Source organism: Paenarthrobacter sp. 10N417, assembly GCF_056394745.1.
Genome location: NZ_JBFTIL010000009.1, coordinates 155,835 through 177,827, shown reverse-complemented (window position 1 = coordinate 177,827; position 21,993 = coordinate 155,835). Strand labels below are relative to the sequence as shown.

The following is a 21,993-nucleotide window of genomic DNA, read 5'->3' as shown; positions in this document are numbered from 1 at the left end:
CGAAGACCCTTCCCAGAGGGCCCGACGCCGGGTGGCAGCGAGCCTTTGCGGCCGCCCGGCGTCGGGCTTTTGACAGCCCAAACGGCTAGCGGCGGCGCCGCGAGGAGGTACCGAAAACGCCGCGCATGAGGTCGCGCCCAAGCTGTGTTCCCATGGAGCGGACCATGCTCTTCAGACCGCCGCCCAAAGCCCCGCCAAGGGCCCCGGCGAGATCGCCGAACATGCCACCATCCTGCTGGGGCGCCTGCTGCGGCGCAGGGGCCGGCCCAGGAATCGACGACGGCTCCGGAAACGAGGAGGGCTCCGGCAGCGAGGAGGGCGAAGGCGCCGGACGGGAACTCGGGCGGCCGAGGATCTCTTCCTCGATGCGCCGCGCTTCGGCGTCGATGTCGTAGGGCGTACCCCCGGAAGCGCCAGAACCGGAAGCGCCAGGACCTGAAGCGCTGGCCGGAACCGGGGGCAATCCCGGTGCGGCGTCGCCGGTGGAAGGCGCGGCGTTGCCAGTGAGTTTCTCGTAGGCGGACACGTTGTCTACAGCCGTCCCGTACTTGACCAGAAGGGAGGACGAAGCGACAGTGCTGCGGATCAGGTCATCGGCGCTGGGTCCCATCACGGATTCGGGGGCACGGAGCCGGGTGAGCGCAACAGGTGTAGGGGCACCTTTTTCGTTCATAACCGTGATGACGGCCTCGCCGATACCTGCGGAGGTGAGTGTCTCTTCAAGGTCGTAATCGCTGACGGGGAACGTGGAGACCGTGGCTTTGAGGGCCTTTGCGTCCTCCGGGGTGAACGCGCGCAAGGCGTGCTGGATCCGGTTGGCGAGTTGGCCCAGGACATCGGCGGGGACGTCCTTGGGTGTCTGGGTGACGAAGAATATGCCGACGCCTTTGGAACGGATGAGCCGGACCGTGGTGGTGATGGCCTCGAGGAAGGCCTTGGAGGCGTCGTTGAAGAGAAGGTGGGCCTCGTCCAGGAAGAACACCAGCTTGGGTTTGTCGAGGTCGCCGGCTTCGGGGAGGTCTTCGAAAAGGTCGGCGAGGAGCCACATGAGGAACGTGGAGAACAGCAGGGGCTTGGTCTGCAGCGTGGGCAGCTCAAGGCAGCTGATCACGCCCCGGCCGTCGGGCGCCGTGCGGAGGAGCTCGGCGGTATCGAACTCCGGTTCGCCGAAGAACTTCTCCATGCCCTGGGCCTCGAGGGTGACGAGTTCCCGCAGGATGACGCCGGCTGTGGCTTTGGAGAGTCCGCCAAGATCCTCCAACTGTTCCTTGCCCTCGTCCGAGGTGAGGAACTGGATCACGGCCCGGAGGTCTTTGAGGTCGATCAGTTCCAACTTGTTCTTGTCCGCAAAATGGAAGATCAGTTGGAGGCTGGATTCCTGGGTGTCGTTGAGGTCCATGATGCGCGAGAGCAGGATTGGCCCGAACGAGGTGATGGTGGCGCGGATCGGGATTCCATTGCCGTCACCGCCCAAGCTGAGGAATTCAACGGGGAAGTTCTTTCCCTGCCACTGCTGGCCGAGGGCTTCAGTTCGCGCGCTCAACTTTTCACTGCCCGTTGCCGCCGTGGCCAGTCCGGAAAGATCTCCCTTGATGTCCGCGAGGAAAACCGGAACACCCGCCGTCGACAACTGTTCGGCAATCATGTGAAGCGTGACCGTCTTGCCGGTACCGGTGGCGCCCGCAACCAGGCCGTGGCGGTTCATCATGGCCAAGGGGAGCCGGACCTGGGCCTCCTTGTGGATTTCACCGTCCACGATCGCCGCGCCCAGCTCGATGGTGGCACCTTGCAGGGCGTACCCCTGCTGGATGGTGGCAAGTTTTTCAGCAGTTGTTGCGATGGGTTTGTTGGCCATGCGCATAGCTTAGCCGGGCAAGGTAGCTTAGCCGGGCAGGACAAGATCCTTGCTGAAGGCCAAATGCTTGATGTCCTCGGGGTCGGCAGCCAGATCGAAGAGCGCTTTATAGCCCGTGGCAAGGTACAGATTCCTGGCCTCAGGCTGGCGCGGACCGGTGGTGAGGTAGAGCTTCCTGTAGCCCCGGCGTCGTGCTTCATTCTCCAACTCCACCAGCACCTTCCGCGCCAGGCCGCGACGACGATGCGCAGAGTGGGTCCAGATCCTCTTGAGCTCTGCGGTGTGCTCGTCGTAACGCCGGAACGCGCCGCCAGCCACGGATTCGCCGTTTTCCTGGATGATAATCAGTGCTCCGTGGGGCGCGGCGAATTCCTCGGCCGGATACCTGTTCAGTTCCTCCGCAGCACCGCCGGTGCCGAAGAGTGTTCCGTAGCGCGTGTCGTATTCGACGGCGAGTTCGTCCAGCAGGGGGCGAACGCGGGGATCGCGCATGGGCAGGCTGAGGACGGAAAGGCCCGACGTCGGCAGGGTTGGCGTTGTGGTCATGGCAGGCCTTTCGTAGGTGGAACCCAAGTAGGTAGCAATTAAGCGCGTTTTGGGCGGTCAGAACGCGCTTAACTGCGACTCAGTTGGGCGGGCAGCAGCAACGGTGGTCAGGATATGCCGGGCCAGTGCATCGTTCTCCCGGAAAGGTACTGCATTGGTGTTGGGGCGGGCAAACGCTCCCGCGCCCCAACCGGACGTCCACGGGCCCACCGCGAACAGACCCTTCTGAGGAGTACCAACAGGGGACAGGACCTGGTGATTCCCGGAGACCAGCAGTTTGCCCGTGGAGTGTGGACCCTCCGAGGTGAGCAGCCTCTGTTCGATGCCCCATCCGGCGTCGTGCAGGTCCGCCAAAGCGGGATTCGCCGAACGTTCCACGGACGCTGAGGGCAATCGTGCCTCGATGTACGCGGACGCGTCCACCACCACGGGTGACTGGAATGAGCCGGCTACAAACCGGCCCGTTGATTCGTCGGTGCGAACCCACATTCCCGGCCCCAGGAACTTCAGGAATCCGGCGCGGTGCAGCGCGACCATCTCACGGAGACGGTGTGAAGGCGGTCCGGAATCCACGAAGCTGAAGAAGCCGTGCCACCAGCCGTGGATCGCCTGTTGCGACCGTTCATTGAGCCGATCCTGCGGGACCAGCCGGCCAAGGTCCATGTAGACAAACAGCAACGCGGTGAAGAGCGCGAGCGTTTCGGAATGGTTCGGGCTGGTTCGGAGGGCGAGATCGTGTTTGATGTACGCGGCCACCGAACGCTGCACGGCCTCGTGGTCCTCGAACGCGCAACCGCTCAGGGGGTGGTCCAGGGCCTCCAGGTCCAAGCGCAGCGCGGGATCAGGGATGGAGAAAGCAACCAGCTCTTCCCGGGCAGGGCTGTACCAGTCGACTGCATCGAACCGGGCCTCGAATTCCTCCCAGCTACCTGAGACGCGCGCCGGGTAGCCGGTGAAGAGCTCCCGATAGTAGGCATAGCCGGCGTCCTTGGCGATCAACGGCCACAGCTGTGAGCGGAAGTCCAGTTCCTGATGGGCAGCCAGCAACGCATCAACTGCCTCGGCGGTGAAGTACCGCGGCCGGCTGAACGGCTCGCCGCGCACAACGGAGGAAATCTTGGAGTGGTAAGGCACGCCGCGTCGTGAACCTACCCAGAGGCTCGGTTCGCCGCCGGAGGGCACGTACTTAAGTTCGCCGTCGGCTACTTCTTCGAAGCGGCCGCCCCGGCCCTCGAACAGCAACACCAGCAGATCCACGAACCCGAGCCCCATGCCGGATACGATCACGTCCTGGCCGGCTTGGATGCGCGAGTAGTCCACGTCCGTTGTGTACGACGGCGGTGCATGGAACCCACCGTGGCGGGCAGCGAAATCGCTGAGGCGGGCGGACTCGTCGTCCGGCAACGAATCGGTATGGCCCAGGGCGTAAACCACGACGTCGGCCAGCACCTCCGCGCCGGAAGCCAACCGCACGCGGTGCGCGCCGTCGTCGGACCCGGCTGTGGTACCCACGGAAGCGGAAACGGGCGAGACTGCTGTAGCCGTATCCCTGTGAACCGTCACGGTGACATCGGGCCCCAGGGCGGCGACTGACCGGCGGAAGAACCATTCGAGGTATTTGCTCTGGAGCTGCCGGGTGGGAAATGAAGAAGGTGTGAGCGAACGGAGTTGTGCCAGCAAGTGCAGCTCCAGCGCAGGGACGTCGCGGATACTCCCGTCCAGCACACCTGCCGCCCAGGTGGCGAGGCCGGGGCCGTCGACGGGAGGACCGTCGCACGCCACGGACGCGTCGGTGAACATAGTGACGTCCGCGGCGGTGGAGTTCAGCAGCAGGCCCGGGCTCTGGTCATAGCGCCAGATCCTCCCGGAGCCCGGCTCATACGGCTCCACGATGTGGATGTGCAGCGGCCCATCGAACAAACCGGGCCGGCTCGCCGCCAGCCTTTCCAGGACGCCGGCCGTGCGCGGGCCGCCGCCGATAAAGGCGATGGCGGGAACTGGTGACGGCATGGAATCTCCTGAAATACAGCGGGTGGTGCAGCCCAATCTAGGGAGGAGATGCGGCCCAGGTCGAGGAGCTGGTAACGGCCGTTCACTGCGCGTCATTGGGCGTTAACGGGCGCAAACTTCGGACTCATATGGCGTTGCATGAAGTCCCGTGAACCCGCGCTAAGTCCAGTGAAGAAGTGCAAATTTCCGCCTTGCTGGCTGTCCTGTGCGCCCATAGATTGGCAGCCATCCGATAGTCAACAACCGATCTGAAAAGAGGTGGCGCATGAGTGCGATCGCACCGCCTGCCACGGCAGGAACTGCACCTGCCACCACGGATTACTCCGACTACAAACTGGTCCCTGCCCGGCACCCGTGGCGATGGGTGGGTACCGTCCTGGTGGCTGCGGGCGTCGCAGCCATTGCGTGGTCGCTTGTCACCAACCCGCGGTGGGAATGGGGAGTGGTGGCGCAGTGGTTCACGGCGCAATCCGTGGTGAATGGCCTGGTGGAGACGCTCAAGCTCACGGCGATCTCCGGAGTGCTGGGATTCGTCCTGGGATTCATCCTTGCCCTCATGCGCTTGTCCGCATCGCCGCTGCTGGTCTCGGTTTCCTGGACGTTCTCCTGGATCTTCCGTTCCACGCCCCTGCTGGTCCAACTCCTCCTTTGGTACAACCTGGGCTACCTCTACGAGAAAATCAGCCTGGGCATCCCCTTCACGGATGTCCGCTTCTTCGAAGCCCAGACCACCACGCTGATCAGCCAGTTCGCTGCAGCAGTGCTGGGCCTGACCCTCAACCAGGCCGCCTACTCCGCAGAGATCATTCGTGGCGGCATCCTCTCGGTGGACCAAGGCCAACTCGAGGCAGCTTCCGCACTGGGCATTCCCGCTTGGAAGCGCTCCACACGGATCGTGTTGCCACAGGCCATGCGCGCCATCCTGCCCAACGCTTTCAACGAGATCATCGGCCTGGTCAAGGGCACGTCGATCGTCTACGTCCTGGCGTACTCGGAGCTCTTCTACACGGTTCAAGTCATTTACAACCGGACCCAGCAGGTGCTGCCGCTGCTGCTGGTCGCGACACTCTGGTATGTCGTCATTACGTCCGTGCTGAGCGTCTTCCAGTACTACATCGAACGCCACTTCTCCAAGGGCGCCCTGCGGACCCTGCCGCTCTCTCCATTGCAGAAGGCCCGCAGGTTCTTCGCCACCCACGTTGCAGTCTCACAGACCAAGGAAAGCCGATGAGCATCCTCGCCGCGCGCAAAGAAACCACGACGGCGGCCCAGCCCGCAGACGAAACCCAGGCTGACGCTCCGGCTGGAGATTCGGCCAGCCCGACGTCGGCACAGCCCACCTTGAGGGACAAGCCCGCCACGACGGACAAGCCCACCACCCGAGGGCAGGTGGATATCACCAATGTCCGAAAGTCCTTCGGCACTACTGAAGTCCTCAAGGGTGTCTCCTTGTCCGTGCCGCCAGGGGGTGTCGCGGTGATCGTGGGCCCGTCCGGCTCCGGAAAGTCCACATTGCTGCGCACGATCAACCACCTGGAGAAGGTGGATGGCGGTTTCATCACCATCGACAACGAGCTGGTGGGCTACCACGTCCGCGGGAACAAGCTCCACGAACTGCGTGAGAAGGACATCCTCAAGCAGCGCACCAACATCGGTATGGTCTTCCAGAGCTTCAATCTTTTCCCGCACCTCACCGCCCTGGAAAACGTCATCGAGGCGCCAATGGTCGCCCAGAAGCGATCCAAGACTGAAGCCAGGACGCGAGGCCGGGAACTCCTGGACCGGGTGGGCCTGAAGGACCGGGCCGATGCCTACCCGCGGCAGCTCTCCGGGGGCCAACAACAGCGGGTCGCGATTGCGCGGGCACTGGCCCTGGACCCCAAGATCCTGCTCTTCGACGAGCCCACCTCAGCGTTGGACCCCGAACTGGTCAACGAGGTTTTGGACGTCATCCGCGAACTCGCCAAGTCAGGGACCACGTTGATCATCGTGACCCACGAGATGGGTTTTGCCCGGGACGTCGCGGACACCGTGGTGTTCATGGACCAGGGCCAAATCGTTGAGTCCGGCACGCCCCAGGAAATCTTCGGCAACTCCCGTGAAGAACGCACCCGAAGTTTCTTCTCCAAGGTCATCGAACCGGCTTTCAACATCTAGGAAGAAGTCCTCCATGTTTCGCATCACCCGCACTAAACTCCTGGCACTCGCTGTACTGCCCGCCGTCGTACTTCCTGCGCTCGCCGGATGCTCCGATCCCGGCGCTTCGGCAGCCAAGCCTGGGAGCGAAGCCGCAAAGAACGGCGTGGCCTACAACACCTCAGTGGACCAGAACCGGATCCGAGGTGAAAAAGATAGTGCTGCGGCTTCTGCTGTTCCGGCTGCCATCGCCAAGGACGGCAAGCTGACCGTTGCGACCACCGCGGGTTCCATTCCGCTGTCCTTCCACGCGACCGACGACAAAACGCCGATCGGTGTGGAGGTGGACATCGCGCAACTCGTGGCGGACAAGCTGGGCCTGGACTTGGACCTCCAAGTGACCTCGTGGGAGAACTGGCCGTTGAAGACCCAGTCCGGTGATTTTGAGGCCGTGTTCTCCAATGTGGGCATCAACGCCGCGCGGGTGAAGCTGTTCGATTTCTCCACCTACAGGGCTGCGTACATGGGCTTTGAGGCTAAGAAGAGCTCCACCTACGACATCAAAGGTTCTGACGATATCGCGGGGCTGAAAATCTCGGTGGGCTCCGGCACCAACCAGGAGAAGATCCTGCTGGCGTGGAACAAGGAGCTTGAGGCCAAGGGCAAAACCCCGGCGACGCTGCAGTACTACTCGTCCGACGCCGATACGATCCTGGCATTGTCCTCCGGCCGCACGGACCTGAACCTGGCGCCCTACCCGTCGGTGACGTACCGCGAGAATACCCGTGACGACCTCAAGGTAGTGGGCAAGGTCAACGCCGGCTGGCCGTCGGAAACCCTGGTTGCCGCCACCACGCTGAAGGGCAACGGGCTGGCCCCAGCCATCACCGATGCCCTCAACTCCACCATCAAGGACGGCTCCTACGCCAAGGTCCTGGAACGCTGGGGCCTCTCCGAAGAAGCCCTGCCCGAGTCCAAGACCGTCACAGAAGCAAGCTTTGGGACCGCCAAGTGAAGTTCCAGGTCCTTGACATCATTCCCCACCTGAAGAACCCGGTGACGGGCGAGATCGTCTCTACAGCTGACCGCCTGAACCAGGTGGTGGAAACGGCCCGCCGCGCCGAGGAACTGGGCTTCGACAGCTTCTCTGTGGGGGAACGCCACGCAGGTGAGTTTGTTTCCTCATCCCCGACGACGGTCCTCGCCGCCATTGCCGCCGTCACCCATCGAATCCGGCTTCAGACCGGCGTCGCGGTGTTGTCTGTCCTGGATCCTGTTCGGGTGGCCGAAGACTACGCCACCATCGATCAACTGAGCCGCGGCCGCTTGGAACTGGTGATCGGCAAAGGCAATGAGGTGCTGCAGTACCCCCTCTTTGGCCTGTCTTTGGACGACCAGTGGGAGTTGCTCGCTGAGAAGTACGCCCTGCTCCGCACCCTGTGGCGCAAGGAAAGCGTCACATGGTCAGGCCGCTTCAGGTCACCTTTGATTGAACCAACCACGACGACGCCACGCCCCTTCGCGGGCTCGCCGCGGATTTGGCACGGCTCGGCTACAACCCTTACGTCAGCGGCGCTGGCGGCCAAGTGGGGCGATCCGTTGTTCACCGCGAACGCCATCCAGCCCCGGGAGAACTACAAGGTCCTGATCGACCACTACCGCGAGGAGTACCAGCGCCACGGCCACGATCCCCGGCATCAGTATCTGGGCTCAGGCAGTGGGGCCGGCGGTGTGTTCATCGTCGACACCACGCAAGAAGCCATCCGTCAGTACGGTCCCGTGTATGAGGCGCTGACCGCCGGCCGCAACGTTCCTGGCAACAACTCACCGTTCCGGGACATCCAGCACGCAGTGGCCGAGGGGCCCGCCCTGGTGGGCAGCCCGGAGCAGGTGATCGACAAGATCCTCAGCTACCACTCGCTGTATCAGCATGACCTGCAGTCCATTTCCTTGCCCACCACGCTGCCCTTCGAACAGCAGCTCGACATCCTGGAACGCTTCGCGCTGGAGGTCATCCCGGCCGTCCGCACCGCAGCCCCAACCACCTTGTGGGAATCCGGAGACCCGTTCGCCGGACGACCCGAATTCGCCGGCGCCACCGAACCCGACGCCGCAGCAACAGTCACAGCAGACCACGCCTTCAACAGGAGCGATACCGCTAATGTCTACGCACACTGAAACAGCACTCGAGTCCTTTGCCGAGGAGTGGCAGGAGTGGCACGCCGCCCATGAGCGCCAACGGGCACATCCGCACGGCTTCCTCGCCGTCACCCATCTCCACTGGCTGGACAGCAACCCGACCCGGTTGGAAGGTGCGCCTGGTACCTGGAGTGTGGAAGCCGACGTCGTACGCGTTGTTCTGGAACCAGGCGAGAGCCTGCAGCAGGATGGCGTGGAACTGAACGCCGACTCTGGTGCCACACTGGAATTCGGCCCCATCGAGGAGCGCGACGGCATCAACCTGGTCTCCGGCGACACCGTGATCGAGCTAGCCAAGCGCGGCGGCGAGTACATCGTGCGGCCACGGAACCCGTCGACTGCCCTGTTGCAGGAGTATCAAGGTACGCCCGCCTATGCACCCAATGCGGCGTTTGCCGTGGCCGGTACGTTCGTGCCGTTCGAGACACCGCGCCCCACCACCGTAGGTGCCGCGGTGGAAGGCATCCAGCATGTGTACGAGGCCCCTGGGGAGATCCGTTTCAAGCTCGCGGACCAGGAACTGGCGCTGACGGCGTTCAACGGCCACGCGGCGGGCTCGCTTTTGGTGCTGTTCACGGACCAGACTTCCGGCAAGACGACCTACGCGGCCAACCGCTCGCTCTCCGTGGTCCCCGCCGCGGACGGCACGGTTCAGCTGGACTTCAACCGGGCTGTCAACCTGCCGTGCGCCTACACCGACCTCGCCACCTGCCCCCTGCCGCCCGCCGAAAACCGGCTTCCGGTGGCCATTGAAGCCGGCGAAAAGATTCCCTACGAACGGCAGGATCAGAAGTGAGTACCTTCGAAGAACGCAAGGCCGGGTTCCTGGCCATTGAACTCGACGGCGCGGGGTACCAGAACCTTGCAGCCGCCGTCCTCGCAGCGGAGTCTGCTGGCTTCCACGTAGCAACCTTCGCGGATGCACCGGCCCCGGGGAGGGTCAACGCCCTCCAGCGTGCAGCCTTTGCGGGACCGGTGACGCGGAACGTTGCAGTGGTGCCGGAAGTGGACGCTGTATATACGGAGCCCTTCCACATCTCCACGCAGCTCGCCAGCCTGGACTACGTGTCCGGCGGCCGTGCCGGGTGGATCGTCACCGCAGCGGACTCGTCCGAGGCCGCGGCCGCCGTCGGGCGTTCTTATGTTCAGGGTGAGGCRCTGGCACAGGAAGCGGCGGCCTCCGTCGAAGTTGGCCGCCGGCTGTGGGATTCATGGGAGGACGACGCCGTGATCCGCGATGTGGCCACGGGTCGCTACCTTGACGTCGACAAGCTGCACTATGTGGACTTCGAAACTCCTGCCGATTTCGCCGGTCCCGCTTACTCCATCAAGGGTCCGTCCATCATCCCCCGGCCGTTGCAAGGTCAGCTGCCTGTGCTCGCCGCTGCCTCCTTGGTGGGGGAGGGCTTGGTTCCGGTGGATTCCGTGGATGCGGTGCTGGTGTCTGCTCCGACGCCCGAACTGCTCGCTGCCGAGGTGAGCGATGTGCGGGCCCGGCTTGGAACTGCGGTTGCGATTGTTGCAGAGCTCGACGTCGTTCTCGACTCGCGCGGGCAGTCTGCCGTTTCGCGTTCCGCTTCCTGGACGGAAAGAGGCTCTTCTGGGGAAGCCGGCCGGGCACGGTTTGTCGGTTCAGCGACCGGTCTGACTGACCTGCTCGATTCTCTTCTCAAGGAGGCCGACGGCGTCCGTCTCCACCCGGCCGTCTTGGACGTGGAATTGGAAGAACTGTCCCGCCTGGTGCTGCCAGAACTCCGCCAGCGTGGATCCTTGCGTGCGCCTCTGCAGGATGGGACGTTCCGCGATCTGCTGGGCCTGGAACGTCCGGCGAGCCGCTACGTGAAGACGACCATTGCAGCCGTTGGCTCGGAAAACTAAGGGGATCACCATGACACAGCACAACCGTGCTATTTTCCAGCCGACGGGTCAGATCCAGTTCGGCATCTTCTTCCAGGGCGTCAACTCCGGCACGATTTGGAAGGCGCCGGAGTCGGGTTCGCAAACCGACTTCGAATCCTTCCGCCGCATCGTCCAGACCGCCGAGCGGGGGAAGTTCGCGGCGTTCTTCCTCGGCGAGGGGCTGCGCCTGCGCGAACACCTCGGCCGCCCACATGCCTTGGACGTCGCTGGCCGGCCTGATGCGCAGACCATGCTCGCGGCCTTGGCCGCGGTGACCAGGAACATCGGACTCGTAGCCACGCAGAACACTACATACAACGATCCGGCTGACCTTGCACACCGCTTGTCCTCCCTGGATCTGATTTCCGGTGGAAGAGCTGCCTGGAACGTGGTCACCACGGACAACGCCTGGACCGGAGCGAACTTCCGTCGCGGGGGATATCTGGACCACGTCGACCGGTACAAGCATGCCGAAGCATTTGTTGAGACCGCCAAACGCATCTGGGACTCGTGGGAGACCTCTTCAGGGCCGGCACGCCCTGTGCTTCATGAAGGCCAGCACTACACGGTTGACGTCACACCGCGGTTGCCTCGCAGCGCCCAGTACCGTCCCGTGCTCTTCCAGGCCGGCGATTCCCCGGACGGCCGCGACTTCGCAGCCCGACAAGCAGACGTGATCTTCTCCGCCCACCCCAAGTTCGACGACGCCGTGGAGTTCCGTCGCGACATTGTGGCGCGCTCCGTCGCTGCCGGCCGCGGAGCCAACGCGGTGCAGATTATGCCAGCCAGCGAGTTCATCCTGGCCGCCACCGATCAGGAAGCCCAAGAGAAGAAGGCCTGGGTCCGCAGCCTCCAGATTGGGCCGCAGCAGGCCATTGCTTATCTGGAACAGTTCTGGGGCCGCGAACTCACTGAGTACGATCCCGATGGTCCGCTCCCGGAGATTGATCCGGTGGTCGAGGAGACATCGGAGACGCGCGGCAGCGGCTTCCATGGCGCGAAGGCGCGCCAGCTCGCGGACCAGTGGCGGGCTGAGGCCAAGGACAAGGGCCTCTCAATCCGCCAGTTCGTCACTTCCCGCACAGCGCGGGTGGACGCGACCTTTACCGGTTCCTATACCGCCATCGCCGACCACCTCTCTGAGTACGCTCGCGTTGGCGCAGTGGACGGGTTCAACATCTCACCGTGGCTTATCCCTACTGGCCTGGACGACATCGTGAACCACTTGGTACCCGAACTTCAGGAACGCGGGGTCTACCCTACGGACTACCGCGGAACCACGCTGCGCGAAAACCTGGGGTTTGAGACACCCGTGCGTACCACTGAGTCGGTGCCGGCCTGATGTTGGCGGCATTTGTTGCTGGATCATTCCTTCGGCGTCTCGGAAGGCGCCCGGATCCACGCGGGTTCCACCGTGTGGATGGTGGAATGATCCAGCAAAATCGAGCAGCAGTGGTTGACGAGTCGAGGGCAACCATCCGCTTGCAGTTGGCGGTGTGGGGGCAAACGCTCTAAACGCAGGAAACTAGAGGAGTTCCTTGAAGACATCCCAACCGCGGCCTACGGGACCATAGGGTCCCCAGAGGACGGTGGTGGACGCTCCGGCAGAATAGGTGACCAAATCTCCGTTCCCGTTGATGGCAGCGAGGTCGTTGTACTTGGAATGCGGAAAACTGCCGAGTCCTGCTATCTCGGAGAAGACATCCCAACCGCCGCTGATGAGGGACGATGGCCGCCAGCCGCCAGCATCATCAGCCGGGTACAGGAAGAGGTGTCCGTTGCCGTCCCTTGCATAGACTTCCACAGGGCCATCGCCGTTCATGTCGCCGGCAGTGATGATCTTGTTCATCATCTGCCAGCCTTGACCCACCTTCGTGGGGGCGAGCCACCCTCCGTTGCCATCGCCGGGGTAAAGGAAGAGATCTCCAGCCGGATTTCGGGCAAGGACATCGTTGGTTCCGTCGCCATTGAAATCACCCGGTCCGACGATCGCGTTGAAAACGTTCCAACCCTGGCCCACCTGTTGGCGCTCAAGCCAGCCACCCTCGCCATCGCCAGGGTAGAGGAAGAGGTTGCCTGCCGCATCCCTGCCGAGGAGGTCATTGAAGCCGTCACCATCGAAGTCGCCGGGTGAGAAGACGATGTTGAACACGTTCCAGCCTTGGCCAACCTGCACGGGCTCGTCCCACGCACCCCAGTAGGTAGGGCACGCGCCCTCGCAACTTCCCTTGTAGTAGGTGTAAGTCCGCGGATACAGGATGAGGCGGCCATCGTGGGTTCGGGCGAGTGGTTCGAAGTTGCCGCGGCTGGTCCAGCCCATGGCCCTGCTGGAGGCTTTGATGGGCAGTGTTTCCGGGCTCACCTGGGTACCCGTTGGGCAACCTGACCGGCCCGGGGTAAGTGGGTAGACCTTCATCGACATGCGGTGGCCCTGGTCTTCGGGAAGGACCTGCAGGGTTTCCCCTTGCCGCTCGGCAGGAAGCGGCACCCCGTCCCTCAACCACTCCAGGGTGATGCCCTCACCCGTGCCGTCGGGATTCCTGCAAGCTGAGTAGTCGTAGTTGTACTGGCGGCGCAGTTCCGCGCCGACGTACGGTACGCCGTCGATGTAGGGTGTCGGCTGGGACGCGGCGACGGAGGGTGGTGCTCCGGCGGCCAGCAGCCCTCCTGCCAAAGCCATGGCAATCGCCATCGCTGAGCCCGTTGTGAATCGTTTGGTGCGCGCTTGAACGTTCCCCATGATGTTCCCCCCGGAAGCTGGCGTCGATGTGTTGACGTTACCGCACTTGGGGTGCGCTGGTCAGGGGTTGCCGGGTCCGGAAGTCTGCTGATTAGGGGATGCCCGCCGCCAGCATGAAGACGTCGATCTGGTCCTCGGATTCCAGAACAAAACCATGCCGCTCATACAGGTGGCGCGCCGCGCTTCCCTGCAGCACGTTCAAACGGAAGGGCCTCTCATCCACGGAGGCCGCCATGACGTGCCGAAGTACGGCACCGCCCAGCCCTTTGCCCTGATGGGCCGGAGCCACATAGAAATGCTCAATCCACCGGGCGTCCGGCTCCTGGCGAACTGCGATCACCCCGGCATCCACGCCTGCAGTGTGGATCACGTAGGTGTGCTCCGGCTGGAAGGCTTTCAGGAAGCGCTCCCGGACCCGCACCGGATCCCAGCGACCCAGCCGTTCGAGGTCGGGACGCATCACCACGGCACGAAGCTCGGCGATCCAGATGGCATCGGAACTGTAAGAAGGGCGCAAGGTGAACTCTGGAGGCACGTCTCCCAGCCTAGATGTTTCAGCGCTGTTCCTGACACCTCCTGTCCCGGACCTCTCCTATTCCCGAACAGCGTCTTCGCTGGCCTCGTCCCTGATTCGCTGGGTCGCCACCCAACTGGCGAGCACTTTCAATGCGTCCTCCGAAGGTGTGCCGGGATCTGCGGTGTACACGTTGATCCGCAGCCCTGGGTCTGCAGACAGCTCAAGGGCTTCAAAGCTCAGGTCAAGGTCACCGACGATCGGGTGGTGGAGGCGTTTACGGCCCGTGCGGTGGTACTTCACATCGTGTCTGGCCCACCTGACCCGGAATTCCTCGCTGCGTGTGGAGAGCTCCCCAATCAGATCAGTGAGGTCCTTGTCGTAGGGGTTCTTCCCGGCCGTAGACCTCAGCACAGCAACAATATCGTCGGCGCTGCGCTCCCAATCTGCGAAGAATTGGCGTGCCTTGGGGTTGAGGAAGGTGAATCGTGCGCTGTTTGGCGGGGTTGTTTCTTCGTCCATCAGGTCCATGTAGAGGGCAGCGCCAAGGTCGTTGGCAGCGAGGACATCGCCGCGATCGTTCCGAACCCACGCCGGTGCCGTGGTGATGGCATCAATGACACGCTGCACGCTTGGCCGGACCGTCTTTGGACTGCGCTTCCGCCTCACCCGTGGCGCGGCCGTGGCCGCGCGTGCCAGGTCGAAAAGGTGCGCTGTCTCGGCGTCGTCAAGCTGCAGGGCGCGGGCGAGTGCCTCGAGGACACTGTCCGAGGCTCCGGAAAGGTTTCCCCGCTCGAGCCGTATGTAGTAGTCGATGCTCATCCCGGCCAGCATCGCTACTTCCTCGCGGCGCAGTCCTGCCACGCGGCGGTTGCCCCCATAGGCCGGCAACCCGGCGGCGTCGGGCTTGATCCTTGCACGCCGGGAGGTCAGAAACTTCCGTACGTCCTCGCTATGAGTCATGAACGCAACGCTACGCCGTCAGCAAGGGAGCGAGGGAGGGCCTGGTATTACTTGGGACGCCCAAGGGGGTAATGACGGGCACTCCCACAGCGTGCCAGGGCTGAATAGCGTGAACACCATGACTATTGAACTAACCCTCAACAATGGCGTCACGATGCCGGCACTCGGCTTGGGCGTCTTCCAGAGCGCACCCGAGGAAACCACCGCCGCCGTCGCGGCAGCCCTTGCCACCGGCTATCGGCACATTGATACCGCCGCAGCCTATGGAAACGAGCGGGAGGTGGGCCAAGGCATCCGTGCATCGGGCCTGCAGCGGGAGGAGGTCTTCATCGAGACAAAAGTCTGGGTCAGCGACTTTGGCTATGAGCAGACGCTGCATGCATGGGACAAGGCAGCGGGCAAGCTCGGTGTCGATTACCTTGACCTGTTCATCCTGCACCAGCCCGCCCCGGACCGGTTCGAGAAGACCATCGAAGCGTACAAGGCGCTTGAGCGACTACTCGAGGACGGGCGCGTGCGCTCAATCGGTGTCAGCAACTTTATGCCGCACCACCTCAACGAACTGCTCGCCTCAACCGACATCGTGCCTGCGGTAAACCAGATCGAGCTTCACCCCTACTTCACGCAGCCCGATGTCCAGGACGCGGATGCAGCAAACGGTATCCTCACCCAGGCCTGGTCACCCATTGGCGGAATCACTTTCTACCCGGGCTGGGGCGGAGACCGACGGAACGTGATGGAAGATCCCGCCATTGCAACGATCGCGCGGACCCACGCCAAAACACCCGCCCAGGTGATGATCCGCTGGCACTTGCAGCAAGGCCGCTCAGCCATTCCCAAGTCGACCAACCCACAGCGCATCGCGGAGAACTTCGATGTATTTGACTTCGAGCTCAGCGCTGAAGAACTCGCGGCCATCGACGGTCTGGATCTCGGCGTCCGCAATGGCCCGGATCCGGATGTCGCCCGCCCGGAGCGCTTCGCCCTGGTGATCCCGGAGGCCTGAGCGCCGAACCCCCGTAAACCAGGAACGCAGAAACTTCCAGCCCCTGCACCACCGTCCGAACCATAGGATGAAACGGACGAAAGGTGCAGCACACGATGGTCACACGCGAAGAGGTAGAAGCAGCGTACTCACGGACGGCAGGCTGGGTAAGGCACACACCGGTGGCTGAGAGCGGCAACCAAGAGCCTTATCACCTGTGGTTCAAGTGCGAGTTCATGCAGCACACTGGCACGTTCAAGGCGCGCGGTGCCTTCAACCGGTTGCTTACGGCCCGGGAGAATGGCGAACTGAACCCGGAGATTGGCATTGTGGTGGCCTCCGGGGGCAACGCGGGCCTGGCCAACGCCTATGCAGCGTCCAAGCTCGGCGTCCCTGCTACGGTGTTCGTCCCCGAGGCGGCGCCCGCCACTAAGGTCCATAAGTTGTTCGCCAGCGGGGCACGGGTGGTCCAAGGAGGCTCTGAGTACGCCGAGGCCTACGCTGCGGCCGTGAAGTTCGCCGAGGAAACCGGCGCCGTCTATTGCCATGCATATGACCAACCCGAGATTGTGGCCGGCGCAGGCGGCGTTGGCTTGGAACTGCTGGACGAACTGCCCGACGTCGATACCATCCTCGTTGCTGTTGGCGGCGGCGGGTTGATGGGAGGCATTGCGGCAGCGGTTGAAGGCCGGGCCCATGTGGTGGGCGTCGAGCCCGAGACGGTTCCCACCTTGCACACGGCCATGGCCAAGGGAGAGCCAGTGGATGTGGCCGTTTCCGGTATCGCCGCGGATTCCCTGGGCGCCCGGCGGATTGGCGAGATCGGATTCGGTGTTGCCCGCCGCACTGGTGTGCAGAGCGTGCTGGTCAGCGACGAAGACATCGTCCAGGCCCGCCGCAAGCTGTGGGAGGAGTACCGGATGGTGGTGGAACATGGTGCGGCGGCAGCCTATGCCGCCCTGCTTTCCGGCGCTTACGTGCCCAAGGATGGTGAGACGGTCGCGGTCATTCTCTGCGGCGCCAACACCGATCCAGCACACCTCTAGCCGGGTCCAGCGCAAGAATCCCCGCCGGTTGGTGTCCGGCGGGGATTCGACGTCGGCAGGTGTGCCCTGCCACAGCGGTTCCTACTTCTTGGGCAGGCCTGCCGGGTTCAGTTCGGACGTCGGGATGGCCTCGGAGGAGAGGCCCCAACGGTCCAGGATCTTGCCGTAGCTGCCGTCCTTAATAAGGTGGTTGATGGCCGCCTGCGCTGCCGCAGCAAGCCCGTTGTCCTTCTTGGTGGTGAACGCGATCTCGGCCTTAAGCGGCCAGCCGCCATTGAGCGTGCCCACTTCCTTGGTCTTGCCATCCTTGGCCGCTTTGTAGGCGGCGGAGGCGTTGGGACCGAACGTCAGGTCCGCGCGTCCGGACTGGAGGGCGAGCTGGGAGGCGGAGTCGTCGTCGTAATACTGGAACTCAACCGGCTTCAGGCCGTTCTTTTTGTTCTCTTCGTCCCACCGCACCAGGATGGCTTCCTGGTTGGTGCCGGAGCCGACGATCACGCGCTTCCCAGCGACGTCCTTGGCCTCCTTGACCTCGGAAATATCCGAATCGGACTTGGCATAGAAGCCCAGGAGGTCATTGCGGTAGGTCGCGAAATCGAACTTTTCCTTGCGTGCTTCGGTGACCGTGACGTTGGAGAGGACAGCCTCATACTTGCCGGACTCGACGCCGAGGGGCCAGTCCGCCCAGGCCACCGGCAGCACCTCAACCTGCAGGCCCAGGCTCTCGCCGATAGCGTATGCGAGGTCAACCTCGCTGCCGATCAGGGTCTTGTTGTCCGTGGCAAACAGGCTCAGCGGCGGCGTCCCACCGGTTGAGACCACCGTCAGTTTGCCATCTGCCTTGATGGCTTCCGGAACCAGGGCTGCGGCCGCGGAGTCGACGGTCACCTTGATGCGGTCCTGTTCGGGCGACAGATTGAACTCTTTGGCCACGCTGGTAGATGCCGTTGAAGAGCCCGACGACGGTGCTGTCGCCGCCGTTGCGCCGGGATCCGAGCAGGCTGCGAGCCCGAGTAGAGCCGTAGCGGCCAGCGCCGCAGTCAGGCCGGTCTTGGCTGCAAAACGTGCCATGGTTTCCCCTTATTTTTCCCAGATTGGGACGTCGTATGCGTGCTTGTTTGCTGCAACTATCCGGCAGGGCAGGAACACGGTCAAAGCACTCTGAAACGCTGGGATACAGGGGGTAATTGCGGTTAATCGGGAGTCGAACGAGGTCACAAACTTTCTGGGGAACCGGCCGCGACGCAACTCACAGAAATAAGCCGGGGGCCGCCGTCGTTGTCGCTAGAGTGCCCGCCAACCAACAGTGCGGTGCCGCGAAACGTACCGAAAGGCATTCCCCGTGACTGTTCCTCTTTCCATCCTGGACCTGGCAACCATCGGAAAGGGCCAGACCGTAGCGGAAAGCCTCGCCGGCAGCGTGGCCATGGCGCAGAAGGCCGAAGAGCTGGGCTATCGCCGGGTCTGGTACGCCGAGCACCACAACATGTCCGCCATCGCCTCCTCGGCTACGAGTGTCCTGATCGCCCACGTTGCAGCCCACACGAACACCATCCGGCTGGGTGCAGGTGGCGTCATGCTTCCCAACCACTCGCCGCTGACCATTGCCGAGCAGTTCGGCACCTTGGAGACGCTGCACCCGGGACGCATAGACCTGGGACTTGGCCGGGCCCCGGGCAGTGACCAGAACACCATGCGTGCGCTCCGCCGCGACCACACGTCCTCGGATGCTTTCCCGCAGGATGTCCTGGAACTGCAGGGCTACCTCACTGGACCTACCCGCATCCAGGGTGTCGAAGCGACTCCGGGAAAGGGCACCAACGTGCCGCTGTACATCCTCGGTTCCTCGCTGTTTGGTGCCCAGCTGGCTGCCCAGTTGGGCCTCCCTTATGCCTTCGCTTCGCACTTCGCGCCTGCCGCCTTGCAGGACGCCGTGGCCATTTACCGCAGGGACTTCAAGCCATCGGAACAACTATCGGAACCGCACGTGATCGCTGGGGTCAACGTCACGGCAGCTGACAGCAATGCCGAGGCGCAGGCGATCCACCTCGCCGTGAAGCGCGCCCGTGTGTCCCTTTTCTTTGGCGGCGGCCGACAGTTCACGGATGACGAAGCGGACATGGTGCTGGATTCCCCGCAAGGCCAACACATTGCCCAAATGATGAAGTACTCGGCCGTCGGCACGCCGGACGTTGTGCGCGACTACCTTGACGAGTTCGCCAAGCACGCTGATGCGGACGAACTCATCGTTGCCCACCAGAGCATTGGCACCGAAGAACGCCTGCGCTCGGTGGAGTTGGTTGCCGAGGTTGCGGGGCTTGTAACGGCGTAGGCGCCGGCATCGAAAATAAATCCGAAAGCTTTACGCATTTGCAATGATTCAGGCATGACGCCGAAACTCCACAGGCGGAGACTATAGCTATCCGCAGTGGAAGGATCCGCTATGCCCACGCCCTTAAATCAATCAGCCGCAGACTCCGCGCTGCTGATGAACTCGCTGCCGCTTGGCCTGCTCCGGACCTTGCTCCGGACGGACGCGCAACAGGGCATCACTCCGCAGTTGATGGCGGAGCTGAGGGCCATTGCCCGCGTGCCGGGCCTGCTGGTGGCATGCAACTATGGCGGCACGCTCTGTGCAGCTGAAGGCGTCTCCACCGAAACTCTGCCGCTGGACAGTGCGGCCGTTGCGCTCCGCGCGCTCGCAGCCCTCCCCAACACGCATACGGCCATCATTTCCGGCAGGTCCTTGCGCGACCTCGCTGCGGTCTCCAGGTTGCCGGCGGAGGTTCATTTGGTGGGCTCCCACGGCGTTGAGTTCGACATGGGCTATGCCTACAACCTGTCACTTGCCACGGAAACCCTGCTCCAGCAGGTAGCGACGGCATTGACTGAGGCCGTCGCCTTCGAGAAAGGCGTCAGCATCGTCCGCAAGCCGGTGGGCGTTGCTGTCCACACCCGGCCTGCAACGCCGGAAGTGCTGGAGCGCGTTATTTTCCGTTCCCAGCAGATCGCCATTGAGTATGGGCTCTACTTCATCATCGACGGCTCCGTGCTGGACCTCACCGTTGAGGAACCGGCGAAGGGCCAGGCCTTGGAGCAGCTTCGCTCCCGCCTGGGGGTGAGCGCTGCGCTCTACGCGGGCGACGCAGCAAGCGACGAAATGGCGCTCGCCACGTTGCGGGGCCCCGACCTTGGCCTTCACGTCGGGTCCGGGAGTACGACGGCGGCGCACACCATTCCGGATCCGGAAGCCTTTGCGCGGGTGCTGGCTTTGTTGTTCGAATTGCGGCGGGCATGGCTTTTCGGCGAGGACGCTGTGGGGCTCGAGCGGCATTCGATGATCGGGAACGGTACGTCGACGGCGTTGCTCACTCCTGACGCGAAGGTTTGCTGGATGACCCACCCCTTGCCGGATTCGGGGTCCCTGTTTGCCCATATCCTGGGCGGTGACCCGGCGGGCCACTTCAGTATTGAGCCAGTCAAGCGTTCCCAAGTGCTCGCTCAGCGCTATGTGGACAACACCATGATCGTGGAAACCCGCTGGGCAGACGTGACAGTGACGGACTATCTTGAGCCCGCCCCGGAAGGCATCACCAGCCTGGTCCGCGTTCTGTCCGGCACGGGCACGGCGCGGGTGGTGTTCGCGCCCCGGCCGGACTATGCCACGGCGCCGTTCAGCATGGAGATCCGTGGCGAGGAAGTCCATATCATGGGTACCTCGGATCCCATCATCCTCTCGGCTCCCGGAGTTGCCTTCCAGATCACCAGTGATGGCAGGTACGCCACTGCCACCGCTGAAGTGCCCCTGCAATACGGTCCCGTTGTGCTGAACCTGCGATGCGGTGATACAGAGCCGCCGCCCGCGGACCCGACTGGCGAGCCGACCCGTCGTGCCGCCGTCGGGCAGTCTGCCCGGGAGTGGGTCAAGGCGCTGCAGCTTCCCACCATCAAGACCTCGCTGGTTCGGCGCTCGGCGCTGGTGCTGAGGTCGCTGGTGCACGAGCCCACGGGTGCTGTCCTTGCGGCGCCAACCACATCGCTGCCGGAGGGCATCGGCGGGACGCGCAACTGGGACTACCGGTATTGCTGGCTGCGCGACGGCTCCATGACCGTTAATTCCTTGGTCAGCTTGGGCTCCAGCGACGAGGCCGACGGGTTCCTTCGCTGGCTTGGCCGCATCCTGGAGACTGCGCCCGGGCCGGAGTGGCTGCACCCGCTGTACTCCGTGACGGGTGCTCCGCTGTCCACGGAAGCGATCGTCGAGAGCCTCCCGGGCTATGCCGGTTCGCGTCCGGTGCGGATCGGGAACGCGGCCGACCACCAGGTGCAGTTGGACGTCTTTGGACCGATTGCCGAGCTGATTCACGATCTTGGCGAGCGGCGCGGCTACCTGCCGGATGAGCACTGGTTCCTGATGGAGCAGATGGCCCACGCCGTCATTGCCCGTTGGCACGAGCCCGATCACGGGATCTGGGAAGCGCGCCGCCCACCGCGGCACCACGTGTACACCAAGGTCATGTGTTGGGTGACGCTGGACCGGGCCTTGCGGACTGCTGCCTTGCATGGTCGAATGGCACCCGAGGACTGGGCGCCGATAGCCGCCAAGATCCGGAAGGAAGTCCTCCGGAAGGGCTGGGATTCATCTGCGGCCTCGTACACCGTGGCCTACGACAGCCCCGACCTGGACGCCGCCGTGCTGCATATCGGCTTGTCCGGCCTGCTGGATGTCCAGGACCAGCGGTTCCTGGATACGGTAACGGCCGTCGAGCGCGAGTTGCGTGTGGGTCCCACCGTTTTCAGGTACAGGTACGACGACGGCCTGCCGGGTTTGGAGGGCGGCTTCCACATCTGCACTACCTGGCTGATCGAGGCGTACCTTGCTGTTGGCCGCCTGGATGATGCGCTGGAGCTGTTCAACCAGTTGGTGGCTTTGTTCGGTCCCACAGGTCTGCTTCCGGAGGAGTACGATCCCGCCTCGGAAACCCACTTGGGCAATCATCCACAGGCGTACTCGCACCTGGGCTTCATCCGGTGTGCACAGCTCCTGGACCATTACCTGGCCAGCGCAGACGTGGAGTAACCCTACTTGGGCGGGGAGGG

General features: G+C 63.5%; 18 protein-coding genes. 11 read left to right on the top strand and 7 right to left on the bottom strand.

Features of this window, described 5'->3' with window-relative positions; translation table 11 throughout:
• Positions 1 to 85: 85 nt before the first annotated feature.
• The 3 genes from AC1DCM_RS13760 to AC1DCM_RS13750 are packed head-to-tail and all read right to left on the bottom strand — an operon-like array spanning position 86 to position 4,411.
• Positions 86 to 1,861, bottom strand: a complete 1,776-nt coding sequence (locus AC1DCM_RS13760; protein WP_477518648.1) for a helicase HerA-like domain-containing protein — start codon at positions 1,859 to 1,861, stop codon at positions 86 to 88.
• A gap of 21 nt (positions 1,862 to 1,882) precedes the next feature.
• On the bottom strand, positions 1,883 to 2,401 hold the full coding sequence (locus tag AC1DCM_RS13755) for a GNAT family N-acetyltransferase (protein ID WP_442006122.1): 519 nt from the start codon (positions 2,399 to 2,401) through the stop codon (positions 1,883 to 1,885).
• Between the two features lie 57 nt (positions 2,402 to 2,458).
• Entirely contained in the window at positions 2,459 to 4,411 is a 1,953-nt protein-coding gene (locus AC1DCM_RS13750) for an FAD/NAD(P)-binding protein (RefSeq protein ID WP_477518647.1), read from the bottom strand.
• Positions 4,412 to 4,676: 265 nt separating this feature from the next.
• Between AC1DCM_RS13750 and AC1DCM_RS13745 the strand changes: the two genes are divergently transcribed.
• Genes AC1DCM_RS13745 through AC1DCM_RS13715 form a run of 7 tightly spaced genes read left to right on the top strand, consistent with a single transcriptional unit; the run spans position 4,677 to position 11,987 of the window.
• A complete protein-coding gene (locus AC1DCM_RS13745; protein WP_477518646.1) occupies positions 4,677 to 5,642 on the top strand; it encodes an amino acid ABC transporter permease in 966 nt (321 codons plus the stop codon).
• Positions 5,639 to 6,568: an amino acid ABC transporter ATP-binding protein gene (locus tag AC1DCM_RS13740; protein ID WP_477518645.1), complete on the top strand. Its 930-nt coding sequence runs from the start codon at positions 5,639 to 5,641 to the stop codon at positions 6,566 to 6,568. The genes AC1DCM_RS13745 and AC1DCM_RS13740 overlap by 4 nt, the downstream gene beginning before the upstream one ends.
• Before the next feature lie 13 nt (positions 6,569 to 6,581).
• Positions 6,582 to 7,562: an ABC transporter substrate-binding protein gene (locus AC1DCM_RS13735; RefSeq protein WP_477518644.1), complete on the top strand. Its 981-nt coding sequence runs from the start codon at positions 6,582 to 6,584 to the stop codon at positions 7,560 to 7,562.
• On the top strand, positions 7,559 to 8,725 hold the full coding sequence (locus tag AC1DCM_RS13730) for an LLM class flavin-dependent oxidoreductase (protein ID WP_477518643.1): 1,167 nt from the start codon (positions 7,559 to 7,561) through the stop codon (positions 8,723 to 8,725). The genes AC1DCM_RS13735 and AC1DCM_RS13730 overlap by 4 nt, the downstream gene beginning before the upstream one ends.
• On the top strand, positions 8,709 to 9,542 hold the full coding sequence (locus AC1DCM_RS13725) for a DUF1684 domain-containing protein (protein WP_477518642.1): 834 nt from the start codon (positions 8,709 to 8,711) through the stop codon (positions 9,540 to 9,542). The genes AC1DCM_RS13730 and AC1DCM_RS13725 overlap by 17 nt, the downstream gene beginning before the upstream one ends.
• On the top strand, positions 9,539 to 10,624 hold the full coding sequence (locus AC1DCM_RS13720; RefSeq protein ID WP_477518641.1) for an LLM class flavin-dependent oxidoreductase: 1,086 nt from the start codon (positions 9,539 to 9,541) through the stop codon (positions 10,622 to 10,624). The genes AC1DCM_RS13725 and AC1DCM_RS13720 overlap by 4 nt, the downstream gene beginning before the upstream one ends.
• A 10-nt stretch (positions 10,625 to 10,634) precedes the next feature.
• Positions 10,635 to 11,987, top strand: coding sequence for an NtaA/DmoA family FMN-dependent monooxygenase (locus AC1DCM_RS13715; protein WP_477518640.1), 1,353 nt, complete (start codon positions 10,635 to 10,637; stop codon positions 11,985 to 11,987).
• 183 nt (positions 11,988 to 12,170) lie between these two features.
• Here AC1DCM_RS13715 and AC1DCM_RS13710 read toward each other — a convergent pair whose 3' ends face one another.
• The 3 genes from AC1DCM_RS13710 to AC1DCM_RS13700 all read right to left on the bottom strand — a co-directional run bounded on the left by AC1DCM_RS13710 (position 12,171) and on the right by AC1DCM_RS13700 (position 14,862).
• Positions 12,171 to 13,385, bottom strand: coding sequence for an FG-GAP repeat domain-containing protein (locus AC1DCM_RS13710; protein ID WP_477518639.1), 1,215 nt, complete (start codon positions 13,383 to 13,385; stop codon positions 12,171 to 12,173).
• 91 nt (positions 13,386 to 13,476) lie between these two features.
• Positions 13,477 to 13,920: a GNAT family N-acetyltransferase gene (locus tag AC1DCM_RS13705; RefSeq protein ID WP_442006112.1), complete on the bottom strand. Its 444-nt coding sequence runs from the start codon at positions 13,918 to 13,920 to the stop codon at positions 13,477 to 13,479.
• Between the two features lie 57 nt (positions 13,921 to 13,977).
• Positions 13,978 to 14,862: a helix-turn-helix transcriptional regulator gene (locus tag AC1DCM_RS13700; RefSeq protein WP_477518638.1), complete on the bottom strand. Its 885-nt coding sequence runs from the start codon at positions 14,860 to 14,862 to the stop codon at positions 13,978 to 13,980.
• 118 nt (positions 14,863 to 14,980) lie between these two features.
• Here AC1DCM_RS13700 and AC1DCM_RS13695 point away from each other — a divergent pair, with 118 nt between their 5' ends.
• Both AC1DCM_RS13695 and AC1DCM_RS13690 read left to right on the top strand, forming a co-directional pair.
• Positions 14,981 to 15,868 (top strand): aldo/keto reductase, encoded by an 888-nt coding sequence (locus tag AC1DCM_RS13695; RefSeq protein ID WP_477518637.1) that lies wholly within the window; start codon positions 14,981 to 14,983, stop codon positions 15,866 to 15,868.
• 95 nt (positions 15,869 to 15,963) lie between these two features.
• The gene (locus tag AC1DCM_RS13690) at positions 15,964 to 16,893 is read left to right on the top strand and encodes a threonine/serine dehydratase (RefSeq protein WP_477518636.1); all 930 of its coding nucleotides are present in this window, start codon (positions 15,964 to 15,966) and stop codon (positions 16,891 to 16,893) included.
• Between the two features lie 81 nt (positions 16,894 to 16,974).
• Here AC1DCM_RS13690 and AC1DCM_RS13685 read toward each other — a convergent pair whose 3' ends face one another.
• Positions 16,975 to 17,964, bottom strand: a complete 990-nt coding sequence (locus AC1DCM_RS13685; RefSeq protein ID WP_477518635.1) for an ABC transporter substrate-binding protein — start codon at positions 17,962 to 17,964, stop codon at positions 16,975 to 16,977.
• Positions 17,965 to 18,235: 271 nt separating this feature from the next.
• On the opposite strand from AC1DCM_RS13685, the gene AC1DCM_RS13680 reads away from it, so the two are divergent.
• A complete protein-coding gene (locus tag AC1DCM_RS13680) occupies positions 18,236 to 19,225 on the top strand; it encodes an LLM class flavin-dependent oxidoreductase (protein WP_477518634.1) in 990 nt (329 codons plus the stop codon).
• A 111-nt stretch (positions 19,226 to 19,336) separates the two neighbouring features.
• Positions 19,337 to 21,973, top strand: a complete 2,637-nt coding sequence (locus AC1DCM_RS13675) for a trehalase-like domain-containing protein (RefSeq protein WP_477518633.1) — start codon at positions 19,337 to 19,339, stop codon at positions 21,971 to 21,973.
• Positions 21,974 to 21,993: the final 20 nt, after the last annotated feature.